Here is a 22,721-nt window from a genome sequence, read left to right as displayed (position 1 = left end):
AGCGTGAACACTCAAGTGGAGCTGAAGAAGCCGGTCGGGCAGGACCTACTGCTCGAAGCCGGTGGGCTGAGCAAGTCGTTCGACGCCGTGCGGGCCCTGCGCCACGCCGACCTGACGCTGGAGCGCGGCAAGGTCACCGCACTACTGGGCGACAACGGCGCCGGGAAGTCGACCCTGGTGCGTTGTCTCACCGGTGTGCACCCGCCGGACACCGGCACCATCACGATCAACGGGGAGCAGGTGCACTTCGCCAGTCCCGCAGACAGTCGGCGAGCCGGGATCGAGACCGTCTACCAGACGTTGTCGCTCATCGACGACCTACCGGTGTGGCAGAACCTCTTCCTGCGCCGGGAACTCACCCGCGGGGCGGGGCCGCTGCGCGTCCTGGACAAGAAGGCGATGCGCAGCCAGGCGACGAAGATCCTGACCGAACTGGACGTCGACATCCCCAGCGTTTCCAGCACTGTTCGCCGTATGTCGGGTGGCCAGCGACAGAGCATCGCGATCGCCCGGGCAGCGCACTGGGGCAAGCAGCTGGTGATCATGGACGAGCCGACGGCGGCCCTCGGCGTTCGCGAGACCGCGGCGGTCGAAACGCTCGTCCGCCGACTGCGCGATCGCGGTGTCACCGTGCTCTTGATCAGCCACGACATGGCGCAGGTGAAGCGACTGGCCGATGTCGCGGTCGTGCTACGCCGCGGCACGACGGTCGCCCGACGCGAGGTCGCCACCGTGTCGCCGGACGACCTGGTCGCGCTCATCACCGGCGCGCAACCGGGAGACACCGGTGAGTGATCGGGTCGTGGTCATCGGCTCGGTCAACGTCGACCGCACCGTGACCGTTGATCGTTTTCCACGCCCGGGTGAGACGTTGCTCGCCTCGTCATTGTCCACCGGGGTCGGCGGCAAGGGAGCGAATCAGGCTGTGGCGGCAGCGAAGTCCGGGGCTTCCGTTGCGATGGTGGCCTGCCTCGGCCCTGACGCGGAGGGTGACATCGCGTTCCGCGCTCTGGCCGACGCCGGCATCGACACGAGCGGTGTTCGACGGGTGACGGATGCGCCGACCGGGAGCGCGTGGATCACGGTCGCGTCCGGTGACAACACGATCCTGGTCGTTCCGGGTGCCAATCATCGGTGGTCCGAACACCTTCCACCGCTGACTCCGACCGACGTCGTGCTCTGCCAGCTGGAAATCCCGATGGCGGTGGCGCACGCCGCAGCGACGGCGGCGTCGGGGAGATTCCTGCTCAACGCCGCGCCGGCGGCGCAGCTCAGCGACGAGCTGCTCGGGCGCTGCGACGTCCTCATCGTCAACGAACACGAGCTTGCAGAGGCCAGTGGACAGGCCGCCGTCGACATCGCCAACCACGGCTCGATCGTCACAGCGTCGCGGGCGCTGATCGACCGAGGCGTCGGTGCGGTCATCACGACCCTCGGCGAACGTGGAGCGGTGCTCTGCACGCCCGATGGCGTCTGCACGGCGCCGACTCCGCCCACGCCGTCCGTCGTCGACACCACCGGCGCGGGCGACGCGTTCTGCGGTGTTCTCGCCGGTCGGCTCGCCGCCGGGGCTGCGTTGCCCGAGGCGCTGCGGTATGCCGTCACCGCAGGCTCCCTCGCCGTCGCCGCGCCGGGCGCCCAGGGAGGATACGACCGTTTCGCCACGCTTTCCCATCTCATCGACCGAACACCGCCCATCACCACGGAATCGAGCACATGATCACCACCGGCATCACCCATTCGGAGCTCGCCCGGCAGCTCGGTGGTTTGCGACACACCGAACAGTTCGTGGTGTGCGACAGCGGCCTCCCGCTCGGGAACGTTCCAACTGTCGACCTCGGATACCGCTACGGCGCCGCGAGTTTCGTGGATGTCGTGCAAACGGTGTTGCCGGCGTTGACGCTGGAGGCGAGCTGGATCTCCCGCGAGATGCTCGAGGCGAACCCGACCTGCCTGGACGCTCTCACGCACCTCGGTCTCTCCCCCGAGCCGATCGACCACGAGCAGTTCAAGCGCCGGGCGCTGGCCGCCAAGTTCGCCATTCGCACCGGTGAGGCGACGTTCTTCGCCAACGTTCTCTGCCAGGCCGGAGTGCCCTTCGGCGCGTCCTGACCGGACCGCTCGAGCCCACGTTTTCACAATGAATTATGGTGAAAACCATGTCGAGCTTCGGTCATGGCGTACTGGTGACGATCCTGGTCCTCAGCACCAGTGTGTGGATCGGTGGGTATGTCGCGATCGGTGTCGTTGCACGCGCCGCCACCGCCACGATTGATCCAGCAGCGCGGGTGGCGTTCTTTCGCTCGCTCGGCCGCAGCTATCTGTGGGTCGGCACGCCGGCGCTCGTGATCGGTCTGATCAGCGGCGCGCTGGTCGCGCGCGATCATCCCTGGGATGCGGCGCTGATCATCAGTCTGGTCGTCGCGATCCTGCTGATCGTCCTGCTCGGCGTCGCCGTTCAGCAGGCCCGGCGGATGACCCGATTGCGGCACGCCGCGCTGGAGTCCGGACAGAACCCGGCCACGGCGGAGGCCATCCGGCGAGGCCGTCGCTCGGCCGACGCGCTCCGCGCAACACTCGGCGTACTCAGCCTCATCCTGGTCGTGCTCGGCTGTTTCATGGCCGGCTGAGCCGAGAAACGACATCGGTCAGCAGCTCACTCATCCGGCGGCAAACGCAACGATTCGTCGCCTCGGTCGAACTTGTCGCGCAGGAACACGTCGTTGACCTGCATCTGTTGCTCGCCGCGTTCGGTCGCGCGACGCCGGATCTCCCGGGTGGCGTGCAGCAACGTCGTCAGGTTCCCGACGAGCACCTGGCCCAGCGTCCGGCCGTCAGGCAGGGTGGTGCCGAGGGCGTCCGGCACGGAGACGTAGCTCTGCACGACCGTCGGCGCGTGCTCGTCGCGAATCTGCTCCACCTCGTAGCGGTCGCGCACCGCCGTGGGGTCACGCGCCAGGTACTGCAGTGTCTGCGTCGTCTCGGTGTCCAGGGTGTGGAGCAGCGTCCGCGCCTCCTCGGGGATCCGCGAGGTGCGCGCGAGACGGCCGAGCGCACTCTCCTGGCCCTGAGGAAGCAACTCCGAGAAGGGTTTCGGCACCGACGGACCGTATTCGGGCGGCGGCGGCATCAAGCCACCCCACGAAGTTTCTCCCCCGCTCCGGCACCCCACGGAGTTCTCCTCCGCTTCGCTCCCCCGATACTCCGCGGGGACCCCGCCTCGCTCCTCCGAATACTTCGCGGGGACCCCGGCCCTCCCGTGCCGGCGCTTCCCATGGCCGAACATCAGGTGTCCAGGCTGAGCGTGAGATTCGGCTCCGGCATACCGCTCTCCGGCGAACTCACCACACCGGTGCCGATCGCGAGGAACTCCGACGCGTGCTCACCCCAGATGTGCGCACTGACGTCGGTGCGCACGCCGACGATCCCGTCGGCGCCGAAACGATTGGCTTCGTTCTCCATCCGGGTCATCGCGAGTTCCCGTGCGGTGTATGCAGCTTCGGTGAATTGCGGCATCTCCATGTTGCGGCCGGCCATCTTCATGCTCTGCCGGATCCCTTGGTGGGCAACGTGATAGACGCAGGCACCGAAGACGAATGCCCGCGGGAAGTGGCCGGCACGCACCAGCGTGTAGAAGTCCTGCCCGGACAGGTCGGAGGTGAACGGGCCGCCGTCCTGCAGCTTGTATGACGCACTCGGCTGCCGCGCGCGGATCGCGGTGCCTTGCGCGATGAACTCCAATTCGCCCTGCTGCCAGGCATATCGCTGGATCTGCAGTTTCACGCCGACGATGCCGTCGGCGCCGAGCGCGTGCGCTTCGCTGCGCATCCGCTCGACCGCCAGCGATCGGGCGTGGTACATCGCCGCGGACAACACTTCCAGCTCCATCGATTGTCCCCAGCGCTGCGCCTGGAAACCGATGTGGTAGATCGACGTGCCCATGACGTAGCCGACGGCGTCGAAGCCGAGCTTGTGCACGAGCAGGAACTCGCTCACCGACAGATCGGAGGTGAACGCCGACTTGTCCTGCCGTTCCCGCGCGGCGAGTCGCTGCACCCGCTCCATGGCCGCCGCGGGAATGCCGGACGGGTTCGCCGGCGGCGGCCCGGGCACAGCCTGCGGAGGTGGCGCTCCTTGCGGAAGCACAGTCTGCGGATCGTTGTCCTTCTTGCCGAACGCCATGCGCGATACCCCTCCACGTGGTCCGATGCTGCAGCTTCGGACGAGTTGCTGTGGATTCGCTGAACGCCGCCCGCAGCGCAACGTCACAAATCCTTCTCCAGCAGCGTGAACTCCAGGTCGTCCCGCTGCGGTATGCCGAAACGCTCGTCGCCGTACGGGAACGGGGAATGAATGCCGGTGTCCCGATAACCGCGCCGCTGGTAGAAGGCGATCAGATCGGTGCGCTGGCGGATCACAGTCATCTCCATGTGCCGGCTGGCCCACTGCTCGGCGGCATACCGCTCGGCATACCGGATGACGTGCGTGCCGACGCCGCTGCCCTGCAGGTCCGGCGACACGGCGAAATGCCGAAATACGCTCGTACGCCGCGCCGTTGGAGCTGGCATGTGCCGACGACGCGCCCGCCGCGAAGGGCGACGAGCAGCACACCGTCCGCGCCGGCCAGCAGTGTCGAAACCTCTTCCGCGTCGGTCCGCTGGCCGTGCAGCAGGTCGGCCTCGGTCGTCCAGCCGGTCCGGCTCGACTCACCGCGGTACGCCGACTCCACGAGCGTGACGATCGCCGAGACGTCGGACGAAGTCGCCAGCCGGAAGTGCAGCTCACCGCCGGCAGCCGGCGTCGTGCATCGGCCAGGTTGTGTCACAGTCGCCTCGGCTCTCTCGGGCTGGGTCACGTGCTCCTATTGTGCAAGCCCCCGTCGGCGGCCCGGATGTCGTGTTCCGGGAGACAGCCGATTCCTTGCACGGGACACTGGAACATGTTCATCTCCGAAGCTCCTGCATCCCCGGAACGTGACGCGGCATACGACGCCGATCTCGAAACCGACGGGTATGTCGGAAACCTGACGCGGCTGTGGGCCTGGCGACCCGACCTGCTGGACGCATTCAGCGCTCTCCGGGGGCAAGTATTGGAGTCCAGCGCGCTCGACGACCTGGACCGAGCGGTCCTCGTGGTCGCGACAGCGCGTGCCCGGGAGGACTCGTATTGCTCACTCGCCTGGGGCAGCCGACTGGCCGAGCTGGTCGGCGAGCACCGGGCGGCCGAGGCGCTCCACGGACGGCCCGAGGCATTGGCGCTCCGGCAGCGCACCCTGGCGCACTGGGCGCACGCCGTCGTGTCGGACCCGAACGCGACCACAGCCGAGCAGGTCGCCGAACTGCGGGAGTGCGGACTCTCCGATCAGGCGATCTTCGAGGCAACGGTGTTCATCGCGCTCCGGCTCGCGTTCTCCACCGTCAACGACGCGCTCGCCGCCGCGCCCGATGCGCAGTTGGTGAAGGACGCACCCGACGCGGTGCGCGCCGCGGTCACCTACGGACGGCCACCAGCGGCAAGCCGCTGAGGAGCGGAACGGGCAGGCTCCGGCTGGATCCGCGATGATCGGCGCATGACACCGGAGATGCGATCACCAGCCGACTGGCACTTCGAGGACTTCGCCGTCGGTCAAGTCTTCGACACGCAGGGCCGGACCATCACCGAGGCGGACATCGTGTCGTTCGCCGGCTGGAGCTGGGACACCAATCCGGTGCACACCGATGCGGTGCACAGCGCCGGCGGACGGTTCGGTGAACCGATCGCGCACGGGATGCTCGGCCTGTCCGTCGCGCTCGGCCTCGTCTCCCGCCTGGGCGTCTTCGAGGGGTGCTCGATCGCGCTGTTGGGCATCGACGGCTGGCGTTTCGAGCACCCGATCGTGGTCGGCGACACCGTGCGATGCACGCTGACCATCACCGGCGTGCGGGCCACGAGCAACGGCAAGGCCGGCATTCTCGACCGTGAACTGGTCCTGACCAACCAGGACGGGACGGTCGTCCAGCGCGGCAACATCGGGCTCATGGTCTCCCGCCGGCCGGCCCGGGTCGCGAAACTGTGACCAGTCGGCCCCGACGTCGGCGCTGCTGAGGTAGGTCCGATCAGCGCTTCGCCTGCGGGATCCCGAACGCCTCGACCATCTGCACCCGGCCACCCGGGTCCTTCGCGGCGTCGAAGCCGAGCACCGCGAACGGCGCCCCGAAGGCGACACGGGCGAGGATGTGCAGCACTCTCACCGGGACGCCTCTTTCGGGTATGCCGGCAGCCGTTGTTCGCCTCGAGAGCCTGGCAATCGGACGTCGTCATACGAGCGTCCGAGCGAGGCGCTCAGGGCAGCGTGGCAAGGAACGACAACGTGCGCTGCAGCACCAGACGGGCCGCCTCCGGGTCATAGGACTTGAGCGAGGAATCGGCGAACAGGTGCTGCGTGCCCGAGTAGAGGAACAGCTCGACCGTCGGCGTGGAGTCGGCCAACTGACGGGCGAACTCCAGGTCTTCGGCGAACCATTCGTCATCCGTCCCGCCGTGGATCTGCGCAGGCAAGCCCTCCGGCCACTCGCCGAACTCGGCAACCGGCAGGCAGGAGTCGAAGAACAGTGCGCCGGCCGCGCCCGGACGGGTCTGCGCGAGCTTCTGCGCCGACATCACTCCCATCGAAAAGCCGGCGTAGACAATGTCTTTCGGCAATGCGTCCGCAGCTGCGACGCCTCGTGCCAGGACGTTGTCGAAGCCGATCTCGCGAGCGTGGTCGACCCCTGACTCGACGTCGTCGAAGGTGCGCCCGTCGAACAGGTCGGGGACGTGCACCGTGTGCCCCGCCGCGCGCAGTTCGTCCGCGAATGCGCGGACACCCTCGGTGAGCCCCTGGGCGTGGTGGAACAGGATGATTTCGGACATTGTCTCCGCCTAATGATCCGGAAAAATAGAACGTTCGAAAACGCTAGTATGTTCTGTCATGGATGGCAAGCCGCCCGACTACGACCTCGAGGACCGTCGGGTTCTCACCGATCCGGCGCAGGTCCGCGCACTCGGCAATCCGCTCCGCAATACGATCCTCGGCCTGCTGCACGAGCGTGCGGCGAGCGTGACCGAGCTCAGTGCCGCGGTGGGCCGGCCGAAGAGCACCGTCGCCCATCACGTCAAGGTGCTCGCCGACGCGGGCTTGGTGCGCGTGGTCCGCACGCGCCGGATCCGCGCGATCGACGAGGCGTTCTACGGCCGAACCGCGCGGTTGTTCTACGTCGCACTCCAGGGCACGGACGGTGAGGGCGAACAACCGTTGGACTTCAACGATTTCGAGGTCGCCGCGCGGGAGTCGGCCCCGGCATACCATGAGGGACAGCTGTGGGGCTTCATCCGGCATGCGCGCATCAGCGACCAGCAGAAGAAGGAGTTCTGGCGCCGTATGATTGAGCTGGTCGACGAATTCGACGCTCTCCCCCGCCGCGGCGACCTCGTGCACGGCTTCGCGATCGGGATCTATCCGGTCCGCGACTACCCGCACCTTCCACCGCCGTCGGATCGGGTCACCGAGATGTGAGTTGTTGTCGTTCTCGCCGCCGCAGAACGACAACAACTCACATCTCGCGACGCTCAGACGTTGAAGCGGAACTCCACCACGTCGCCGTCCTGCATGACGTAGTCCTTGCCCTCCATCCGCGCTTTGCCGTGCGCGCGGGCCTCGGCGACCGAGCCGAGTTCGATGAGGTCGTCATACGAGATGACTTCCGCCTTGATGAAGCCCTTCTGGAAGTCGGTGTGTATGACGCCGGCCGCCTGTGGCGCGGTCCAGCCCCGCCGGATGGTCCACGCCCGGGACTCCTTCGGACCCGCCGTCAGGTAGGTCTGCAGGCCGAGGGTGTGAAAACCCTTGTGCGCCAACTGATGAAGGCCCGACTCGGTGGCGCCGAAACCCTGCAACATCTCCAGGGCCTCCTCGTCCGACATCTCGGTGAGGTCCATCTCCAGCTTGGCGTTGAGGAAGATCGCGTCGGCCGGCTCGACCAGCTTCTGCAACGACGCCTGCAGCTCGTCATCGATCAGCTGGTCCTCGTCGACGTTGAAGACGTAGAGGAACGGCTTTCCGGTCAGCAGGCCCAGCTCGCGGATCGGCGTGACGTCGAAACCCTTGGCGAACAACGTGTCTCCGGCCTCGAGGATGGTCTGCGCCTCGCGCGCGGCGTCCAGCACCGACTTGTCGGTCTTCTTGCCCTTGACCTCCTTGTCCAGGCGCGGCAGGGCCTTCTCCAGCGTCTGCAGGTCGGCCAGGATCAGCTCGGTGTGGATCGTCTCCATGTCCGATTCGGGCGAGACCTTGCCGTCGACGTGGGCGACGTCGTCGTCGTGGAAGACCCGGATCACCTGGCAGATCGCATCCGCCTCGCGGATGTTGGCCAGGAACTTGTTGCCCAGGCCCTCCCCCTCGGAGGCGCCGCGCACGATGCCGGCGATGTCGACGAACGACACGGTGGCCGGGACGGTCTTGTCGGACTTGAACAGGGCGGCCAGGTTGTCCAGGCGTTCGTCGGGCAGCGGCACCACCCCGATGTTCGGCTCGATGGTCGCGAAGGGGTAGTTCGCCGCCAGCACGTTGTTCTTGGTCAGCGCGTTGAACATGGTCGACTTGCCGACGTTGGGAAGTCCGACGATTCCGATGGTGAGTGCCACGGGTTCAGGATTCTAGTGGTCGCCGAGACGAGCGGCCGCCGCCATACACTCGGCAGCCACGCACATCGCTGTCAGCTTGCCGATTTGCCCGGCGAACACCGTTGTGAGAACTTGGCATCGGGCCCGATCCCGGCCCCCGGACGATGGCGCCGTACCCGGACAGCGACAAGACGGCCAGTCCGAAGGAGTGTGCCGTCATGGCGTGGATCGTGCTCATCCTGTCCGGGGCGATGGAGGCCGTCTGGGCAACGGCCCTGGGCAAATCGGCGGGTTTCACCCGTCCCGGACCGACCGTCGTCTTCGTCGTCGGCCTGGTCGCGAGCATGACCGGCCTGGCCGTCGCCATGCGCAGCCTGCCGATCGGCACCGCGTATGCCGTCTGGGTCGGCATCGGCGCGGTGCTCACGGTCGTCTGCGCGATGGCCGCCGGCACCGAATCGGCGTCGTTCCTGAAGATCGCGTTCCTGCTCGGCATCGTCGGCTGTGTGATGGGTCTCAAGCTGAGCCACTGACGTCCGCGGCTCGCAACTCGTAGGGTGCGGAACATGCTGGTACACCTGCGGTTGACCGCTCCGGAGAACCTGTCTCGTGCGGTCGTCGGCCTGCTGGAGAAGGACCCGTGCGTGACCAATCTCGTCGTCCTGCCCGGTGCCTGCCGTGATCCGCGCGGCGATCTGATCGAGTGCGACGCGGCGCGCGAGTCCGCCGGGGACCTCCTCGACGCGCTGCGGCGCACCGGCCTGGACGAACACGGCGGCATCGTCATCACCGAGCCCAACAGCACACCGTTCCGGCGGGCCGCCGAACTCGAGCAGGCGGCTCCGGGCGAAGCGGACGACGCGGTGATCTGGGACGAGGTGCTGGACACCGCCCGCTCGGAGAGCCGACCGACGGTCTCGTACCACGTCTTCCTCGTGCTCGCGACCGTGCTCGCGGCGATCGCCGTGATCACCGACTCGTCCGTCCTCGTGGTGGGCGCGATGGTCGTCAGTCCGGACTTCGCTCCCGTCGCGGCGCTGTGCACGGGGGTGGTCTTCGGTCGGGCGGCGCTGGTATGGCGCAGCGCTCAACTGCTCATCGTGTCGTTCCTCTTCGCGATCGCTCTGGTGGCGCTGGTGGCGCTCGCCGCACGCGGCGCGCACCTGATCACGCCGGCGGACGTGACCCGGCCGCGACCGCAGACCGGGTTCATCTGGCAGCCGGACCGGTGGTCGTTCATCGTCGCCCTGGTGGCCGGCGCGGTCGGGGTGCTCGCGATGACGACCGACAAGGCGACCGCGATGGTCGGCGTCTTCATCTCGGTCACGACGGTTCCGGCGGCGGGCAATCTGGCCCTCGGCCTGGCGACCTGGGAGCCGTCGGAGCTGCGCGGGTCGGCGGCACAGCTCGGCGTCAACCTGGCCGGCATGGTGCTGGCCGGCATCGTGACGCTCACCCTGCAACGGCTCTTCTGGCAGCGCCTGACAGCCAGTGCCCACCGCCTGTTCGGCCGGGCCGCGTCCGATTGATCCCATCGATTGTCGGAGGCTCGTGCCAGGGTTTCTCCATGACCGAATTCCTGAGCGGCGTCGTCCTGGGTGCCGTGCTGGCCGCGGTCGTCACGTGGGTCCTGCTCCGGCAGTCGTATGCCGCCGGGCGCGCCTCCCTGGCCACCGAGCGTGACCTGTTGCGCGAGCGGGTGATCGACCTGGAGTCGACCGTTGCCGACGACCAGCAGACCGCGGCGGTGCTGGCACCGCTCAGCGCGACGCTCGGGCGGGTCGAGCAACAGGTCGCAACGCTGGAGCGCGACCGCGTCGAGCAGTTCGGCGAGCTCGGCGAACGTCTCGCGGAGGTCGGCCGGGTCACCGGCGCACTGCACCAGGAGACCACCCAATTGGCCGGTGCATTGCGGGCCACCTCGACCGGCGGCACCTGGGGCGAGGTGCAACTGCGCCGGGTGCTCGAGCACTCCGGAATGCTGGCGCACTGCGACTTCGACGAGCAGGTCACCGCGGTGAGCAGACACGACGCACGGGTGCGCCCGGACGTCGTGGTGCGGCTGCCGGGCGAGCGGGTGCTGGTCATCGACAGCAAAGCACCCACCCGTGCGTTCCTCGACGCCCAGGCGGACGGCCGGTCAGCCCAAGAGCGCGACGCGCTGCTCGGCCAGCACGTCAAAGCGCTCCTCCGACATGTCGATTCGCTGTCCGCGAAGGATTACTGGAGCGCGTTCGAGCAGTCACCACAGCTGGTCGTGTGCTTCATCCCGGCCGATGCCATGCTTGCGGCCGCACTGCGGCAGGACCCGTCCCTCCTCGACCGGGCGATGAGCCGCAAGGTCGTCCCGGCGTCGCCGAGCACGCTGCTGGCGCTGCTGCGCACCAGTGCAGCGGCGTGGCAGCAGGACAGTCTGGCGCGTGGCGCTCGGGAGCTGCTCGCGCTCGGCCAGACCCTCTACGACCGACTCGGCACGATGAGCCGGCACACCGCTCGGGTGGGGCAGTCCCTGACCAGGTCGGTCGAGGCCTACAACGCGATGATCGGCACGCTGGAGTCCCGGGTGCTGGTGACGGCGCGGCAGCTGCACGCGCTCGGGCTGGCGCAGGACGGTCCGCCCGAGGAGTTGCGTGCTGTCGAGGTGGGCGCCCGTCCGCTCACGGCGCACGAACTCATCGATGCACTGGACGCAGACGTCGCACGGCCGATGCTGGACTTCACTGCAGCAGCCCCGTCCTCATCCGGTGAGGAAGCCGCGCGTGATGCCGGCTGACGTCAGCGCAACGATCCGGCGTCGTGCCGGACCTGCACCGTGTCGTCGTGACCCCTGGCCTTCAGGTCGCGGCGCAGCTCGGTCGGCAGCGCGAAGAGCAGACTCTCCTCGGCCGCGGTGATCGTCTCCACGTCGGCATAGCCGCGCTCCGCGAGATAGCTCAGGACGTCGCGCACCAGGATCTCCGGCACGGAGGCACCCGAGGTCACGCCGACCGTGGTCACGCCGTCCAGCCACGACTCGTCGATCTCGTCGGCGTAGTCGACCAGCTGACCGTCGCGCGCGCCGTGCTCCTTGGCGACCTCCACCAGCCGCACCGAGTTCGACGAGTTGCGGCTGCCGACCACGATCATCAGGTCCGTCCGCGGCGCCATCTGCTTGACCGCGAGCTGGCGGTTCTGGGTCGCGTAACAGATGTCGTCCGACGGCGGATCCTGCAGATTGGGGAAGCGCTCCTTCAGCCGGCGCACCGTCTCCATCGTCTCGTCCACCGACAGCGTGGTCTGCGACAGCCACACCAGCCGGTCCGGATGCCGTACCTCGACCGTGTCGGCCTGTTCCGGCGACTCGACCAGCACGATGTTGTCCGGTGCCTCGCCCGAGGTGCCGACGACCTCCTCGTGGCCGGCATGACCGATGAGCAGGATGTCGTATTCGTCGGAGGCGAAGCGCCGGGCCTCCCGGTGCACCTTGGTCACCAGCGGGCACGTCGCGTCGATCGTCCGCAGCGACAAGGCCTTCGCCTGGTCGCGCACCGTCGGGGCGATGCCGTGTGCGGAGAAGATGACGGTGGCGCCTTCGGGCACCTCGTCGGTCTCGTCCACGAAGATGGCGCCGCGCTTCTCCAGCGTCGCCACGACGTGCTTGTTGTGCACGATCTGCTTGCGCACGTAGACCGGTGGACCGTAGAGGTCGAGTGCCTTCTGCACCGTCACGACCGCGCGGTCGACGCCGGCGCAATAGCCACGCGGCGCCGCGAGCAGCACGCGCTTGCGCTGCTCGGCGACGGCCTGGTCGGTGTCGGTCGGTGCGGGCGAAGTCATGTCTCCATGCTAAGCGGCGGAGCGGGCCGCACCCGACCGGGCGGCACCCGCGGTCACACCTTGCCGGCCAGCATGTCGGTCAAGCGCTCGATCACCGCGCCGGTGCGCAGGCCGTCGTGCTCGTACTCGTTGGTCACCCACGGCCGCACGTTGCCGACCCGGCGCGCGGTGTCCAGCGAGAGGTAAGAATCGACATACATGTCGTCGAAGTACACCGCCGCCACCACCGGGACCTCGTTGGCCGCCAGCCGCTCCAGGTCGTAGAGCGGCGGCCAGTCGTCCACCGCCGCGAGCAGGTCGGCCGCGCCGGCGAACGGCCGGAGCAGCGGGATCTGGTCGAACATCCAGCGGAACATCGTCTCCCCGGTGAACAGCAGCGGGTCGGCGTCCGCGGCGAACTCCGGCCGCCGCCCGATCTCCCGGTCCGCGGCCCAGCCGGTCGGCTTGCCGGGAGCGCCGTAGAGGTATTCCTGCAGTGCGTAGATCGGCCCCTGCGCGTATGACGTCTCCGCCATCACCGACTGCCGAAAACGATCGGCGATCTCATCCCCGTCCCACACCGTCTCGAGCAGCCAGTGCACGTGCTCGTAGCCGTAGCTCATCCCGAAGATGCTGCCGATCAGCCGGAACCGCTCGGGGGTGAGCCGCGAACCGTCCGGCAGCAGCACCTCGTGCGTCGCGAGGTGGTCGGCGATCCGGCGCACCGCGGCCACGTCGTCCGGGTACCGCTCGTAGTAGGCCGCGTTCTTGCGGGCGATCCGCGGGAAGGTGCGGGCGTAGACATCCGCCGCGTCCGCCTGCACGCCGGCCAGCCCGCCCGTCACCAGGCAGCCCGCCAAGCCCTCCGGTGCCTGCGACAGGTAGGTCAGGGTGATGAAGCCGCCGTAGCTCTGCCCGAGCGTCGTCCACGGCTTGCCGCCGGCGAGCCGCTGCCGGAAGATCTCGGCGTCGGCGACGATGCTGTCCGCGCGGAAGTGCCGCAGGTATGCCGTGATCTCGGCGGCCGTCATACCGGCGACGGAGCGGGCCGTCAGCGGTGTCGAGCGTCCGCAGCCGCGCTGATCGAGCAGCAGCACCCGATGGGACTTGGTCAGGTGCCCGAGCCAGCCGTCCGCTCGCATCGGCCGGGGACTCTCCCCGCCCGGCCCGCCCTGGAGGAACACCAGCCACGGCAGGTCCTCGCCCACCTTGTCGACCGCGACCGCTTCGCGCGCGAACACATCGATCGTCCCGCCGTCCGGGTCGGCGTGGTCCAGCGGTACCTGCAGGGTGTGATCGGTCAATGCGAGACCGGGGATGCGGATCGTCATACCGCTGAGCGTAGTTCGGGCCGCGCTCAGTCCAGCAGCGACGCCGCGTCCGCAACGCGCAGGGTGACTTCTTCGTCCGTGCGCACCGCCACGGCACCCGCGACTCCGGAACCCAGGTCCAGTTCATCGAGCCAGCACGGCACCGGCGAGCCGTCGGTTGCCGCCCTCGCCGCCCCGGGGACCTCGGGCGGCAGTTCGACCTCCGGCGCCGGCGGGTGCGGGCCGTCGGTGACCGCAGCCGCCACCGCGTCGTGGCGAACGTCCGCCGCGCCGCCGGCTGGACCGACCGCGAGGCCGACCTCACCGGCTGCGGACGCGGCGGCCACGACGAGCGCATCCGCTCCGACCGTGGTGTGCGTGACGGCGACGTGCAGCCGCCGGATCGGCAGCCGGGGTCGCCCGTGCCGCTCGTCACAGGCCGAGCACTCCCGCTCGACGTCCAGGCTGCGCGCAAATTTCTGCCGGTCGTAGATGGACAAGTCGCCGAGGACGAATTCGGCGGCCGCCAGCCGCAGGAGTCCGGCCGCGGTCGTTGCGGCCACTTCCTCCAGCGGGTGCGGTTGCCGCGCCGCCTGGTCGAGCTCCGCCTGGCTGGCAACGGCCAGAACCACCTCCGGCACACTTCTCCCCCGCCAGTACCAGACGTCGCAGGCGGGCCATGATCCGGCGGGCTGGCTTGTCGGCATACCGACCATCCTGGTGCACCTCCCCGGCACGGTGGCCGGGACCGCACCATTCATGCGCAGCACGACCGGGATCGGGCCGGCGCCGCACGCAAGTCGCGACCGTCGCGAGTTATTGCACGAAACCAGGCCCCCACGTGCGCGTACGTCGCGACCGTCGCGAGTTCTGCGCGCGAATGCGGCTGCAGGTGTCCACAAGTCGCGACCGTCGCGAGGTGTGCGCGCGGTGGAGCACCGGAAGTCCGACCGTAAAGTGGCGCTGTGACCAACGCCATGCCGGAGAAGGCGGCCGATACCACGGCCGAGCAGCCGTGGCCGGTGCGCACGCTGTCACTGAAGATCAGCGACTACGTGGACAAGATGTCGCCACTGTGGGTCGAGGGTCAGATCGTGCAACTCAACCGGCGGCCCGGCGCGCCCACGGCATACGTGACGCTGCGCGACCCGGAGGTCGACATGTCGCTGTCGGTCACCGTGCACGTCAACACGCTCGACGCGATGGGCCCGGGGCTGCAGCAGGGAGCGCGTGTCGTCGTGCACGCCAAGCCGCGCTTCTGGACGAAGCGCGGCACGTTGCACCTCGAGGCACGCCAGATGCGGCCGGTCGGGGTCGGTGAGCTGCTCGCTCGCCTGGAGCATCTCAAACAGTTGTTGCGCAGCGAAGGACTCTTCGAGGCGGCGCGCAAGAAGGCGCTGCCGTTCCTGCCACGCACCATCGGGCTGATCTGCGGGCGGGCGAGCGCGGCCGAGAAGGACGTCGTCGAGAACGCTCGCCGCCGTTGGCCGGCAACGCGTTTCGAGATCCGGCAGGTCGCGGTCCAGGGGCCCGACACCGTCCCGCAGGTGACCGCCGCGCTCGCCGAACTCGACACGGCACCGCACGTGGACGTCATCGTGATCTCGCGGGGCGGCGGCGGCTTCGAGGACCTCCTACCGTTCAGCAACGAGACGTTGGTGCGGGCGGTGGCCGCAGCGCGCACCCCGGTGGTGAGCGCGATCGGGCACGACGAGGACACGCCGCTGCTCGACTTCGTCGCCGACGTCCGCGCGTCCACGCCGACGGACGCAGCCAAGCGGATCGTGCCCGACCTCGCCGACGAGTTGCGCGGGCTGCGTCAGCTGCGCACCCGCGGTGCGAGCGGCCTGCACCGCCGGCTCACCGTCGAGCGGCGGCACCTGGAGCAGCTGCGCAGCCGACCGGTGCTCGTGGCGCCGGCCACGATGGTCGCCACCCGGCGCGCGACCGTCGAAGCACTGCGCGACCGGTCACGCGCCCGGGTGACGCACCGACTGGATCGCGCGCACGACCAGGTCGCGCACCTGCGCGGCCAGTTGCGCGCCCTGTCGCCGCTGCAGACGCTCGAGCGCGGGTATGCCGTCGTCCGGCACGCCGACGGCGCGGTGGTCACCGACGTCGCGACGGCGGAGGCCGACGAGCTGCTGCGCGTCACCGTCGCATCCGGCGATTTCGCCGTCCGTCCGGTCTCCTGACCGCGCCGGCGCGTCAGTGCAGTCGCGGCAGGCGCTGCTCGGCATACAGGACGCCGCGGAAGAGGTCACCCCGTTCGGCGAGCCGGTCACCGATGGTGCGGATGGTGAACCGGTCCGGTCGCAGCTCCGGGTCGTCCAGCTCGTCCCAGCTGATCGGCGCGGACACCGGTGCGCCCGGTGCCGGCCGCGGGCTGTAGGGGGCGACCAGCGTCTTGTTGATGGCGTTCTGGGTGTAGTCGAGGCGAGCACGACCACGACGCTCGTTCTTGACCCACTTCCAGCTCACCAGCTCGGGCAGCACCGCGCCCACGGTCCGGGACACCTGCTCCACCCAGGCGCGGGTCTGCTCGAAGCTCGGCCCGCGGGCGATCGGCACCCAGATATGGATGCCACGGCGGCCGGTCAGTTTCGGGAAGGCCCGCACGTCCAGGTGCTCGAACGCCGTCCGGTGCAAGCGGGCCAGCTCGAGCACCTGCTCCCAGGAGGTCTTCTCCCCTGGGTCCAGATCGAACAACGCATAGGTCGGCTGTTCCGGCTCGTCGGTGCGGGACGTCCACGGATGCCATTCCAGCGCCCCGAAATTGGCCGCCCAGACGAGCGCGGCCGGCTCGTTGGCGACCAGATAGGTGTGGGCCTCGCCGGTCTCGGCCGCGGGGTTCTCCCACCGGGCCAGCCAGTCGGGTGCGTGCCCCGGCAGCGACTTGTGCCAGAAGCCCTTGTGGCCGGCGCCTTCCGGATAGCGGTGCATGTTGAGCGCGCGGCCGGCGACATACGGCAGCACGGTCGGCGCGATGCTTGCGGTGTAGCGCAGCAGTTCGCGCTTGGTGACCGGCTCGGCGTCGTCGGTGCCGGGGAAGAGGATTTTGTCCAGGTTCGTCACCCGCAGCGACCGACCGAAGACCCGCCAGGTGCCGTGGTCGCCGAGGTCGTCCAGCGCGGCGAGGGCGTCCTCGTCAGGACCGGCGACCGGCGCGCCGTCGAGCTCGACCGAGGCGGCGGCGGCCGGCAGGTCGGAGCGCCAGAGCCGGTCCGGTTCGGCCTTCACCTCGTCGTTGGTGCGGCCGCTCAGCACCGAGCGTGGATGGTCCTCCGGATCCCAGCCGGGCACCGCGTCGTCGTCGTGCTTGTGCAGCAGCAGCCACTGCTCGTGATCCGACGGCTCGCCGCGGCGCACCAGCACGAAGCGGCCGCGCAGCTTCTCGCCGTACAGATCCGCGTGGAAATCGCCGTCCGCGACGGCCTTGGCCGGGTCATCGGTGTTGTGCGGCTCCCAGGTGCCGCGATCCCAGACGATGACGTCGCCGCCGCCGTACTCCCCGGCCGGTATGACGCCCTCGAAGTCCTCGTACTCCAGCGGATGATCCTCGACGTGCACCGCCATCCGTCGCACGTCCGGGTCGAGCGTCGGCCCCTTGGGCACCGCCCAGCTGACCAGCACACCATCGATCTCGAACCGCAGATCGTAGTGCAGCCGCCGGGCGCGGTGCCGTTGCACGACGAAGCGCCGCGCCCCCTTCGCGGTCGGCGCCGGTCTGGGGTCCCCGGACGGCTCGGGCGTGCGGTCGAACTTCCGCTTCTTGCGGTATGCCGACAACGGCTCGCCACCACGCGACTTGCTCGGCACGCTGTCACCTCCCGCCCAGCCCTACCCGTGACGCGGCGTGCTGACGCGCCGCGGGGCGAAGCCGGGTGTCGCGCTCTGGTTAGGCTGCCCGGTATGCCGAAGAACGCCGCACCCGACGACGACGCCGACGCCGATGTGGCCGAGCTCGGCTACGAGGACGCGCGCGACGAACTGGCGGCGATCGTGGCCCGCCTGGAGAGCGGCACCGAGACGCTCGAGGAGTCGATGCGGCTGTGGGAACGCGGTGAGGCGCTGGCGGCGCACTGCGAGCGCTGGCTGGACGGTGCGCAGCAGAAGATCGACGCGATGACGGAGGACGCCGCGGACGACTAGCCCGCGGCCGTGGTGGCGCCCTTCGTCGCGAGCGAACTCCTGCTCAACGGCTTGAGCGCCGTCGCGAAACGCGTCAGCTGCGACCAGTCACCAGTGCCGTCGACGACGGTCGTGAGTCCGCCGAGCGGCGCACTGCGCACCAGGCTGCGTTCGCCGCCGTCGGCCCGCTCCACCTTCGACCACCGCACACCGTCGATCGTGACGCTGCCCTGCCCTGCGCCGCCGCCGGTCTGGGTCTGCACCCAGTCCGAGCCGCCGTCCTTGGTCTGCAGCACGCGGATGTATTTGTCACCCGGCACGTCATACCCCGCCTGCCAGGTGTCGGGCAGCCGAACAGCGGTGACGAGCCGGACGTTGACCGGCTGCCAGCCCGTCGGCAACCCGTCGGCGACGGCCGGGTCCCAGTGCTCGGAGATGCCGACCTCGCGGGCGATGCCGGCGATGTCGGCGACCGGCTGCGCCGGCTGGTCGGACCGTGGCACGAACGCCCACCAGCCGAGCACGGCGAGCACCACGATCACCATCGAGATGATCATGCTGCGCACGGAGCCGAGCCCGCGGCGTCGCGCCGGTGGCTGACCCTCGGGCCCGTTCGCCGCCTCGGGTGCAGCGCCCGATCCGGTGCCGGCGCCCACGTCGCCACTCATGTCATTCACGTGGTGCATGGTCCCAAACCACTCGACGACGGTCGTGGCCCGGGGCGACGCGCCCGACCGATAGAGTCGTGCCGCACCCACTACGTGAATGCTCCGAGGAGATCTCATGCCGTCCGACAGTCTCACCCCGGAAGCCCCGGACCGTAACCTGGCGCTCGAACTCGTACGGGTGACGGAGGCCGCCGCCATGGCCGGCGGCCGCTGGGTGGGGCGCGGCGACAAGAACGCCGCGGACGGCGCGGCCGTCGCCGCCATGCGTCATCTGGTCGCGTCCGTCTCGATGAACGGCGTCGTCGTCATCGGTGAGGGCGAAAAGGACGAAGCACCAATGCTGTTCAACGGCGAGCGGGTGGGCGACGGCACCGGCCCGGACGTCGACGTCGCGGTGGATCCCATCGACGGCACGACCCTGACCGCGAAGGGTATGACGAACGCCGTCTCCGTCATGGCGGTCAGCGAGCGCGGCTCGATGTACGACCCGAGCGCGGTCTTCTACATGGACAAGCTGGCGACCGGTCCCGAGGCTGCGGACGTCGTGGACATCCGCCTGCCCGTCGCCGAGAACATCCGCCGGGTCGCGAAGGCCAAGCACGGCAGCGTCTCGGACGTGACCGTCGTGTTGCTGGACCGGCCGCGGCACGTGGCGCTGGCCGAGGAGATCCGCAACGCCGGCGCGCGCATCCGCTACATCTCCGACGGTGACGTCGCCGGTTCGATCATGGCCGCCCGGCCGGACACCGGCATCGACCTGTTGCTGGGCATCGGCGGCACCCCCGAGGCGATCATCAGCGCCTGCGCCATGAAGTGCATCGGCGGTGTCCTGCAGGGCCGGCTGTGGCCCAAGGACGACGACGAGCGCCAGCGTGCCATCGACGCCGGCCACGACCTCGACGCGGTGCTCACCACCGACGATCTCGTCCGCAGCGACAACTGTTTCTTCGTGGCCACCGGCATCACCGACGGGGAGCTGCTGCGCGGCGTCCGCTACCGCGGCGGCGGCTGCACGACGCACTCGCTGGTCATGCGGTCCAAGAGCGGCACCATCCGCTCCATCGACGCGGTGCATCCGATGGCCAAGCTGCAGCAGCTCGCCGCGGGTCTGGCCGAGGTCTGAGCGCGAAGGAGACTCGTTCGATGGTCGACACCCTGGTGGTCGGCGAGGCGCTGATCGACATCGTGCACCCGGTCGACGGCCCGGTGACCGAGCACATCGGCGGTAGCCCGCTCAACGTCGCGATCGGTCTGGCCCGGCTGGAGCACCCTGTCCGGCTGGCGGCATACCTCGCCGACGATGCGCACGGGGAACTGATCGTCCGGCAGCTGGCGGCCGATGGGGTGCCGCTGGTCGAGGGCAGTCTCAGCGCCTCCCACACGCCGACCGCTTTGGCTGTTCTGGACGAGACCGGTTCTGCGACATACGAATTCGACCTGACATGGGATCTCCCCTATCCCCTGCCCACTGACGTCGGGCACTTCCACACCGGCTCGATCGCCGCGGCGCTGCAGCCGGGTGCGACGAAGGTCGCGGACGCGATGCTGCTGGCGCGGCGGCACGCCACCGTGTCGTTCGACCCGAACCCCCGGCCGTCGCTCATCGCCGGGGCGCACGACGTCCGCGGGCACCTGGAGCAACTCATCGGCTACTCCGACGTCGTGAAGGCCAGCGACGAGGACGTCGCCTGGCTGTATGGCGCGGACGCCGACCTCACCGAGGTCGTGTCGCTGTGGGGTCTGCTGGGACCGGCGCTCGTGGTCGTGACGCGCGGTGGCGATGGCGCACTGATGCACGTCACGGCGACCGGAGAGACCGAAACCGTAGCCGGCAGAAGCGTTTCGGTGATCGACACGGTCGGTGCCGGCGACTCGTTCCAGTCGGGTCTGCTGTCGGCCTTGCTCGACGCCGAGCTGCTCGGCTCGGTCGAGGCCCGGGAGCGGCTGCGGCGCGCGACCGCCGACGACCTGCGACCGGCCGTCGACCGGGCGATCGCCACGTCGGCGATCACGGTCAGCCGAGCCGGCGCCAACCCCCCGAGGCGCGCCGAGCTGGTCTGATCAGCCTCAGCGCGGACGGATCGACAGATCCTCGACACACGCCTCGTCGGGCACGGTCAACGCGAACCGCACAGCGGCTGCGGCTGATTCGGGACGCAGGTAATCGGATTCGTCATACGCGCCGCCCTCGTAATCCCGCAACTCCCGTTGCATGTCGGTCGCCACCCGCCCGGGATAGACGGTCGACACCCGCACGCCGTGCGCCCGCTCCTCCTGGCGCAACCCGTCGGCGAACGCGCGCACCGCGAACTTGGACGCCGAGTAGAGGCTGCCCTCGGCGCTGGAGCGCAGCCCGGAACCGGAGTTGACGACGACGACCGTGCCCCGCGCGGCGCGCAGCTTGGGCAGCAGCCGTCGGGTCAGGTCGGCCACGGCCACCACGTTGACCTCCAAGGTATGCCGCCAGTCGCGCCGCTCGAGATCCGCGACTGCCCCACTGCCCAGCACTCCTGCGGAGTGGACGACCCCGGCGAGCTCGGGCACCGCGTCCAGCCGCTCGACAGCCGCCGCGACCGATGCCTCGTCGGTGAGATCGGCGACGAACGGAGCCGCGTCCGGCAACTCCGCGCACACTTGCGCAACAGCGGCGGCCGACCGGCCGCCGATCAGCAGCCGGTGGTCCGACGCGAGCGCGTCCGCGACGGCGCGGCCGATCCCTCGGGTCGCTCCGGTAATCAGCACAACAGGACGGTGCACATCAGTCATGCACTCACCGTACGGGCCACTTCACGCCACCCTCGTGCCGAGAGGCTCACAAAGACGCCGAGAGGCTCAGCAAAACCCGGTCGCGATCCCGGATTTGCTGAGCCTCTCGGCGTGATCTGAGCCTCTCGGCAGGAGGGGACTACGCGGACTTCTCGCTGTCGGCAGCGTCCCGCTTGCGCGCCCGCTCCAGCGCGGCCTTGCGCATCTTCTCCGAGTCGGCCGCGATCTCTGCGGCCCTCTGCTCGTCCCGGGTGAGGTTCTCACCCGTCTGCGGGTCGAAGACGTGCATGACGGCCGGGTCGAACGCCAGCTGTGCCTCGTCGCCCTCGATGACGCGCGAGCGCGGGTCGAGGTTGACGATCATCTGGGTGCGCAGCCCTTCGCCGTCGAGGTCGCGGTCGAGCTCTTCGAGTTGATCGCGCACCGCGCCGTCCGCCTCGTAGGGGATGTAGGCGTACTGCTCGTTGCCGAGCCACTCGGTCTGGTCGACGATCTGGTTGAACCTCACCGCGTGCTCCGGGGCCGCCTCCACCGTCGAGTCCTTGATGTGCTCGGGCCGCAGGCCGACGATCACGACCTCCTTGCCCTTGACCTGCTCGGCGAGAGCTCCGCTGATCGGGACGTCGACGAACGGCAGCTTCAGCGTGTCGCCCTCCACCTTGGCCGGCAGGAAGTTCATCGGCGGTGAGCCGATGAAGCCGGCGACGAAGAGGTTGACCGGCTGTTCGTAGAGCTCACGCGGCGAGGCCACCTGCTGCAGGATGCCGCGCTTGAGCACCGCGACCCGGTCACCGAGGGTCATCGCCTCGATCTGGTCGTGGGTCACGTAGACCGTGGTGATGCCGAGCCGGCGCTGCATGCGCGCGATCTCGGTGCGCATCTGACCGCGCAGCTTGGCGTCCAGATTGGACAGCGGCTCGTCGAAGAGGAACGCGTCGGCGTCCCGGACGATCGCCCGTCCCATCGCGACCCGCTGCCGCTGGCCACCGGACAGGTTGCCCGGCTTGCGCTGCAGGTGCTCGTCCAGCTCCAGCATGCTCGAGGCCGCGCGGACCTTGCTGTCGATCTCCTCGCTGCTGTGCTTGCCCTTCTCGAGCCGCAGCGGGAAGGCGATGTTCTCGTAGACGGTCAGGTGCGGATAGAGCGCGTAGTTCTGGAACACCATGGCCAGGTTGCGGTCCCGGGGCGCGAGGTCGTTGACCCGCTTGCCCTCGATCTCCAATTCGCCGGAGGTGATGTCCTCCAGGCCCACGATCATCCGGAGCAGGGTGGACTTACCGCAGCCGGACGGGCCGACGAGTATGACGAACTCGCCGTCCTTGATGTCCAGGTTGACGTCGTTGACGGCGGGGAAGCCGTCGCCATACTTCTTGACAATGTGCTTGAGTTCGATGCTCGACATTGATCTCTC

At 69.2% G+C, this 22,721-nt stretch carries 27 protein-coding genes and 1 riboswitch; of the genes, 14 read left to right on the top strand and 13 right to left on the bottom strand.

The genetic code is table 11. The features are described from left to right. Positions 1-3 precede the first annotated feature (3 nt). The 4 genes from ACN8HC_RS12880 to ACN8HC_RS12865 are packed head-to-tail and all read left to right on the top strand — an operon-like array spanning position 4 to position 2,630. On the top strand, positions 4-795 hold the full coding sequence (locus ACN8HC_RS12880) for an ATP-binding cassette domain-containing protein (RefSeq protein WP_490075232.1): 792 nt from the start codon (positions 4-6) through the stop codon (positions 793-795). Continuing rightward, positions 788-1,720 carry a ribokinase gene (locus ACN8HC_RS12875; RefSeq protein ID WP_490075231.1) on the top strand — a complete coding sequence of 311 codons (933 nt, stop codon included), beginning with the start codon at positions 788-790 and terminating at the stop codon, positions 1,718-1,720. The genes ACN8HC_RS12880 and ACN8HC_RS12875 overlap by 8 nt, the downstream gene beginning before the upstream one ends. After that, positions 1,717-2,112, top strand: coding sequence for an RbsD/FucU domain-containing protein (locus ACN8HC_RS12870; protein ID WP_490075230.1), 396 nt, complete (start codon positions 1,717-1,719; stop codon positions 2,110-2,112). Before ACN8HC_RS12875 ends, ACN8HC_RS12870 begins: the two co-directional genes overlap by 4 nt. A 47-nt stretch (positions 2,113-2,159) precedes the next feature. Continuing rightward, entirely contained in the window at positions 2,160-2,630 is a 471-nt protein-coding gene (locus ACN8HC_RS12865; RefSeq protein WP_490075229.1) for a hypothetical protein, read from the top strand. A 26-nt stretch (positions 2,631-2,656) separates the two neighbouring features. Here the strand turns inward: ACN8HC_RS12865 and ACN8HC_RS12860 are convergent, their stop codons facing one another. The 3 genes from ACN8HC_RS12860 to ACN8HC_RS12850 form a co-directional block, all read right to left on the bottom strand. Continuing rightward, positions 2,657-3,100, bottom strand: coding sequence for a hypothetical protein (locus tag ACN8HC_RS12860; protein ID WP_490075228.1), 444 nt, complete (start codon positions 3,098-3,100; stop codon positions 2,657-2,659). 185 nt (positions 3,101-3,285) lie between these two features. Beyond that, complete coding sequence (locus tag ACN8HC_RS12855; protein WP_490075227.1) at positions 3,286-4,182, bottom strand: heavy metal-binding domain-containing protein; 897 nt, start codon at positions 4,180-4,182, stop codon at positions 3,286-3,288. 83 nt (positions 4,183-4,265) lie between these two features. Then, the gene (locus ACN8HC_RS12850) at positions 4,266-4,520 is read right to left on the bottom strand and encodes a GNAT family N-acetyltransferase (RefSeq protein WP_490075226.1); all 255 of its coding nucleotides are present in this window, start codon (positions 4,518-4,520) and stop codon (positions 4,266-4,268) included. Positions 4,521-4,939: 419 nt separating this feature from the next. Between ACN8HC_RS12850 and ACN8HC_RS12845 the strand changes: the two genes are divergently transcribed. Then, positions 4,940-5,524, top strand: a complete 585-nt coding sequence (locus ACN8HC_RS12845; protein WP_490075225.1) for a carboxymuconolactone decarboxylase family protein — start codon at positions 4,940-4,942, stop codon at positions 5,522-5,524. 45 nt (positions 5,525-5,569) lie between these two features. Continuing rightward, the gene (locus tag ACN8HC_RS12840; RefSeq protein ID WP_490075224.1) at positions 5,570-6,055 is read left to right on the top strand and encodes a MaoC/PaaZ C-terminal domain-containing protein; all 486 of its coding nucleotides are present in this window, start codon (positions 5,570-5,572) and stop codon (positions 6,053-6,055) included. Between the two features lie 40 nt (positions 6,056-6,095). Here the strand turns inward: ACN8HC_RS12840 and ACN8HC_RS12835 are convergent, their stop codons facing one another. Together ACN8HC_RS12835 and ACN8HC_RS12830 are read right to left on the bottom strand one after the other, a co-directional pair. Next, entirely contained in the window at positions 6,096-6,230 is a 135-nt protein-coding gene (locus tag ACN8HC_RS12835) for a hypothetical protein (RefSeq protein ID WP_490075223.1), read from the bottom strand. A gap of 91 nt (positions 6,231-6,321) precedes the next feature. Beyond that, positions 6,322-6,891 carry a dienelactone hydrolase family protein gene (locus ACN8HC_RS12830; RefSeq protein WP_490075222.1) on the bottom strand — a complete coding sequence of 190 codons (570 nt, stop codon included), beginning with the start codon at positions 6,889-6,891 and terminating at the stop codon, positions 6,322-6,324. 58 nt (positions 6,892-6,949) lie between these two features. Here ACN8HC_RS12830 and ACN8HC_RS12825 point away from each other — a divergent pair, with 58 nt between their 5' ends. Next, positions 6,950-7,534: an ArsR/SmtB family transcription factor gene (locus tag ACN8HC_RS12825; protein ID WP_490075221.1), complete on the top strand. Its 585-nt coding sequence runs from the start codon at positions 6,950-6,952 to the stop codon at positions 7,532-7,534. 53 nt (positions 7,535-7,587) lie between these two features. On the opposite strand, the gene ychF is transcribed toward ACN8HC_RS12825, so the two are convergent. After that, a complete protein-coding gene (gene ychF, locus ACN8HC_RS12820; protein WP_490075220.1) occupies positions 7,588-8,661 on the bottom strand; it encodes a redox-regulated ATPase YchF in 1,074 nt (357 codons plus the stop codon). A gap of 116 nt (positions 8,662-8,777) precedes the next feature. Next, positions 8,778-8,840, top strand: a riboswitch (guanidine-III (ykkC-III) riboswitch). Between the two features lie 18 nt (positions 8,841-8,858). Here ychF and ACN8HC_RS12815 point away from each other — a divergent pair. Genes ACN8HC_RS12815 through ACN8HC_RS12805 form a run of 3 tightly spaced genes read left to right on the top strand, consistent with a single transcriptional unit; the run spans position 8,859 to position 11,413 of the window. After that, a complete protein-coding gene (locus tag ACN8HC_RS12815; protein WP_490075219.1) occupies positions 8,859-9,173 on the top strand; it encodes a DMT family transporter in 315 nt (104 codons plus the stop codon). A 33-nt stretch (positions 9,174-9,206) separates the two neighbouring features. Next, positions 9,207-10,169 (top strand): DUF389 domain-containing protein, encoded by a 963-nt coding sequence (locus tag ACN8HC_RS12810; protein ID WP_490075218.1) that lies wholly within the window; start codon positions 9,207-9,209, stop codon positions 10,167-10,169. Positions 10,170-10,207: 38 nt separating this feature from the next. Beyond that, positions 10,208-11,413, top strand: a complete 1,206-nt coding sequence (locus ACN8HC_RS12805) for a DNA recombination protein RmuC (protein WP_490075217.1) — start codon at positions 10,208-10,210, stop codon at positions 11,411-11,413. Between the two features lie 2 nt (positions 11,414-11,415). Here the strand turns inward: ACN8HC_RS12805 and ACN8HC_RS12800 are convergent, their stop codons facing one another. The 3 genes from ACN8HC_RS12800 to ACN8HC_RS12790 are packed head-to-tail and all read right to left on the bottom strand — an operon-like array spanning position 11,416 to position 14,452. Next, entirely contained in the window at positions 11,416-12,456 is a 1,041-nt protein-coding gene (locus tag ACN8HC_RS12800; RefSeq protein ID WP_490075216.1) for a 4-hydroxy-3-methylbut-2-enyl diphosphate reductase, read from the bottom strand. 53 nt (positions 12,457-12,509) lie between these two features. Further along, the gene (locus ACN8HC_RS12795; RefSeq protein ID WP_490075215.1) at positions 12,510-13,766 is read right to left on the bottom strand and encodes an alpha/beta fold hydrolase; all 1,257 of its coding nucleotides are present in this window, start codon (positions 13,764-13,766) and stop codon (positions 12,510-12,512) included. A 26-nt stretch (positions 13,767-13,792) separates the two neighbouring features. Further along, positions 13,793-14,452, bottom strand: coding sequence for a hypothetical protein (locus ACN8HC_RS12790; RefSeq protein ID WP_490075214.1), 660 nt, complete (start codon positions 14,450-14,452; stop codon positions 13,793-13,795). 270 nt (positions 14,453-14,722) lie between these two features. On the opposite strand from ACN8HC_RS12790, the gene xseA reads away from it, so the two are divergent. Next, entirely contained in the window at positions 14,723-15,940 is a 1,218-nt protein-coding gene (gene xseA / locus ACN8HC_RS12785; protein ID WP_490075346.1) for an exodeoxyribonuclease VII large subunit, read from the top strand. A 13-nt stretch (positions 15,941-15,953) separates the two neighbouring features. Here the strand turns inward: xseA and ligD are convergent, their stop codons facing one another. Next, positions 15,954-17,564 carry a non-homologous end-joining DNA ligase gene (ligD, locus tag ACN8HC_RS12780; RefSeq protein ID WP_490075213.1) on the bottom strand — a complete coding sequence of 537 codons (1,611 nt, stop codon included), beginning with the start codon at positions 17,562-17,564 and terminating at the stop codon, positions 15,954-15,956. 93 nt (positions 17,565-17,657) lie between these two features. Here ligD and ACN8HC_RS12775 point away from each other — a divergent pair, with 93 nt between their 5' ends. Next, complete coding sequence (locus ACN8HC_RS12775) at positions 17,658-17,897, top strand: exodeoxyribonuclease VII small subunit (RefSeq protein WP_490075212.1); 240 nt, start codon at positions 17,658-17,660, stop codon at positions 17,895-17,897. Here ACN8HC_RS12775 and ACN8HC_RS12770 read toward each other — a convergent pair. Beyond that, on the bottom strand, positions 17,894-18,544 hold the full coding sequence (locus tag ACN8HC_RS12770; RefSeq protein WP_490075345.1) for a DUF4245 domain-containing protein: 651 nt from the start codon (positions 18,542-18,544) through the stop codon (positions 17,894-17,896). The two genes, ACN8HC_RS12775 and ACN8HC_RS12770, sit on opposite strands and share 4 nt — an antisense overlap. Positions 18,545-18,659: 115 nt before the next feature. On the opposite strand from ACN8HC_RS12770, the gene glpX reads away from it, so the two are divergent. Beyond that, positions 18,660-19,667: a class II fructose-bisphosphatase gene (gene glpX, locus ACN8HC_RS12765; RefSeq protein ID WP_490075211.1), complete on the top strand. Its 1,008-nt coding sequence runs from the start codon at positions 18,660-18,662 to the stop codon at positions 19,665-19,667. 20 nt (positions 19,668-19,687) lie between these two features. Next, complete coding sequence (locus ACN8HC_RS12760; RefSeq protein WP_490075210.1) at positions 19,688-20,605, top strand: carbohydrate kinase family protein; 918 nt, start codon at positions 19,688-19,690, stop codon at positions 20,603-20,605. Positions 20,606-20,611: 6 nt separating this feature from the next. Here the strand turns inward: ACN8HC_RS12760 and ACN8HC_RS12755 are convergent, their stop codons facing one another. After that, on the bottom strand, positions 20,612-21,310 hold the full coding sequence (locus ACN8HC_RS12755) for an SDR family oxidoreductase (RefSeq protein WP_490075209.1): 699 nt from the start codon (positions 21,308-21,310) through the stop codon (positions 20,612-20,614). Between the two features lie 139 nt (positions 21,311-21,449). Continuing rightward, on the bottom strand, positions 21,450-22,712 hold the full coding sequence (locus ACN8HC_RS12750; RefSeq protein ID WP_490075208.1) for an ABC transporter ATP-binding protein: 1,263 nt from the start codon (positions 22,710-22,712) through the stop codon (positions 21,450-21,452). Positions 22,713-22,721 lie beyond the last annotated feature (9 nt).

Source organism: Flexivirga sp. YIM B11880 (assembly GCF_058148645.1).
This window is presented reverse-complemented; position numbering and strand designations above follow the sequence as displayed.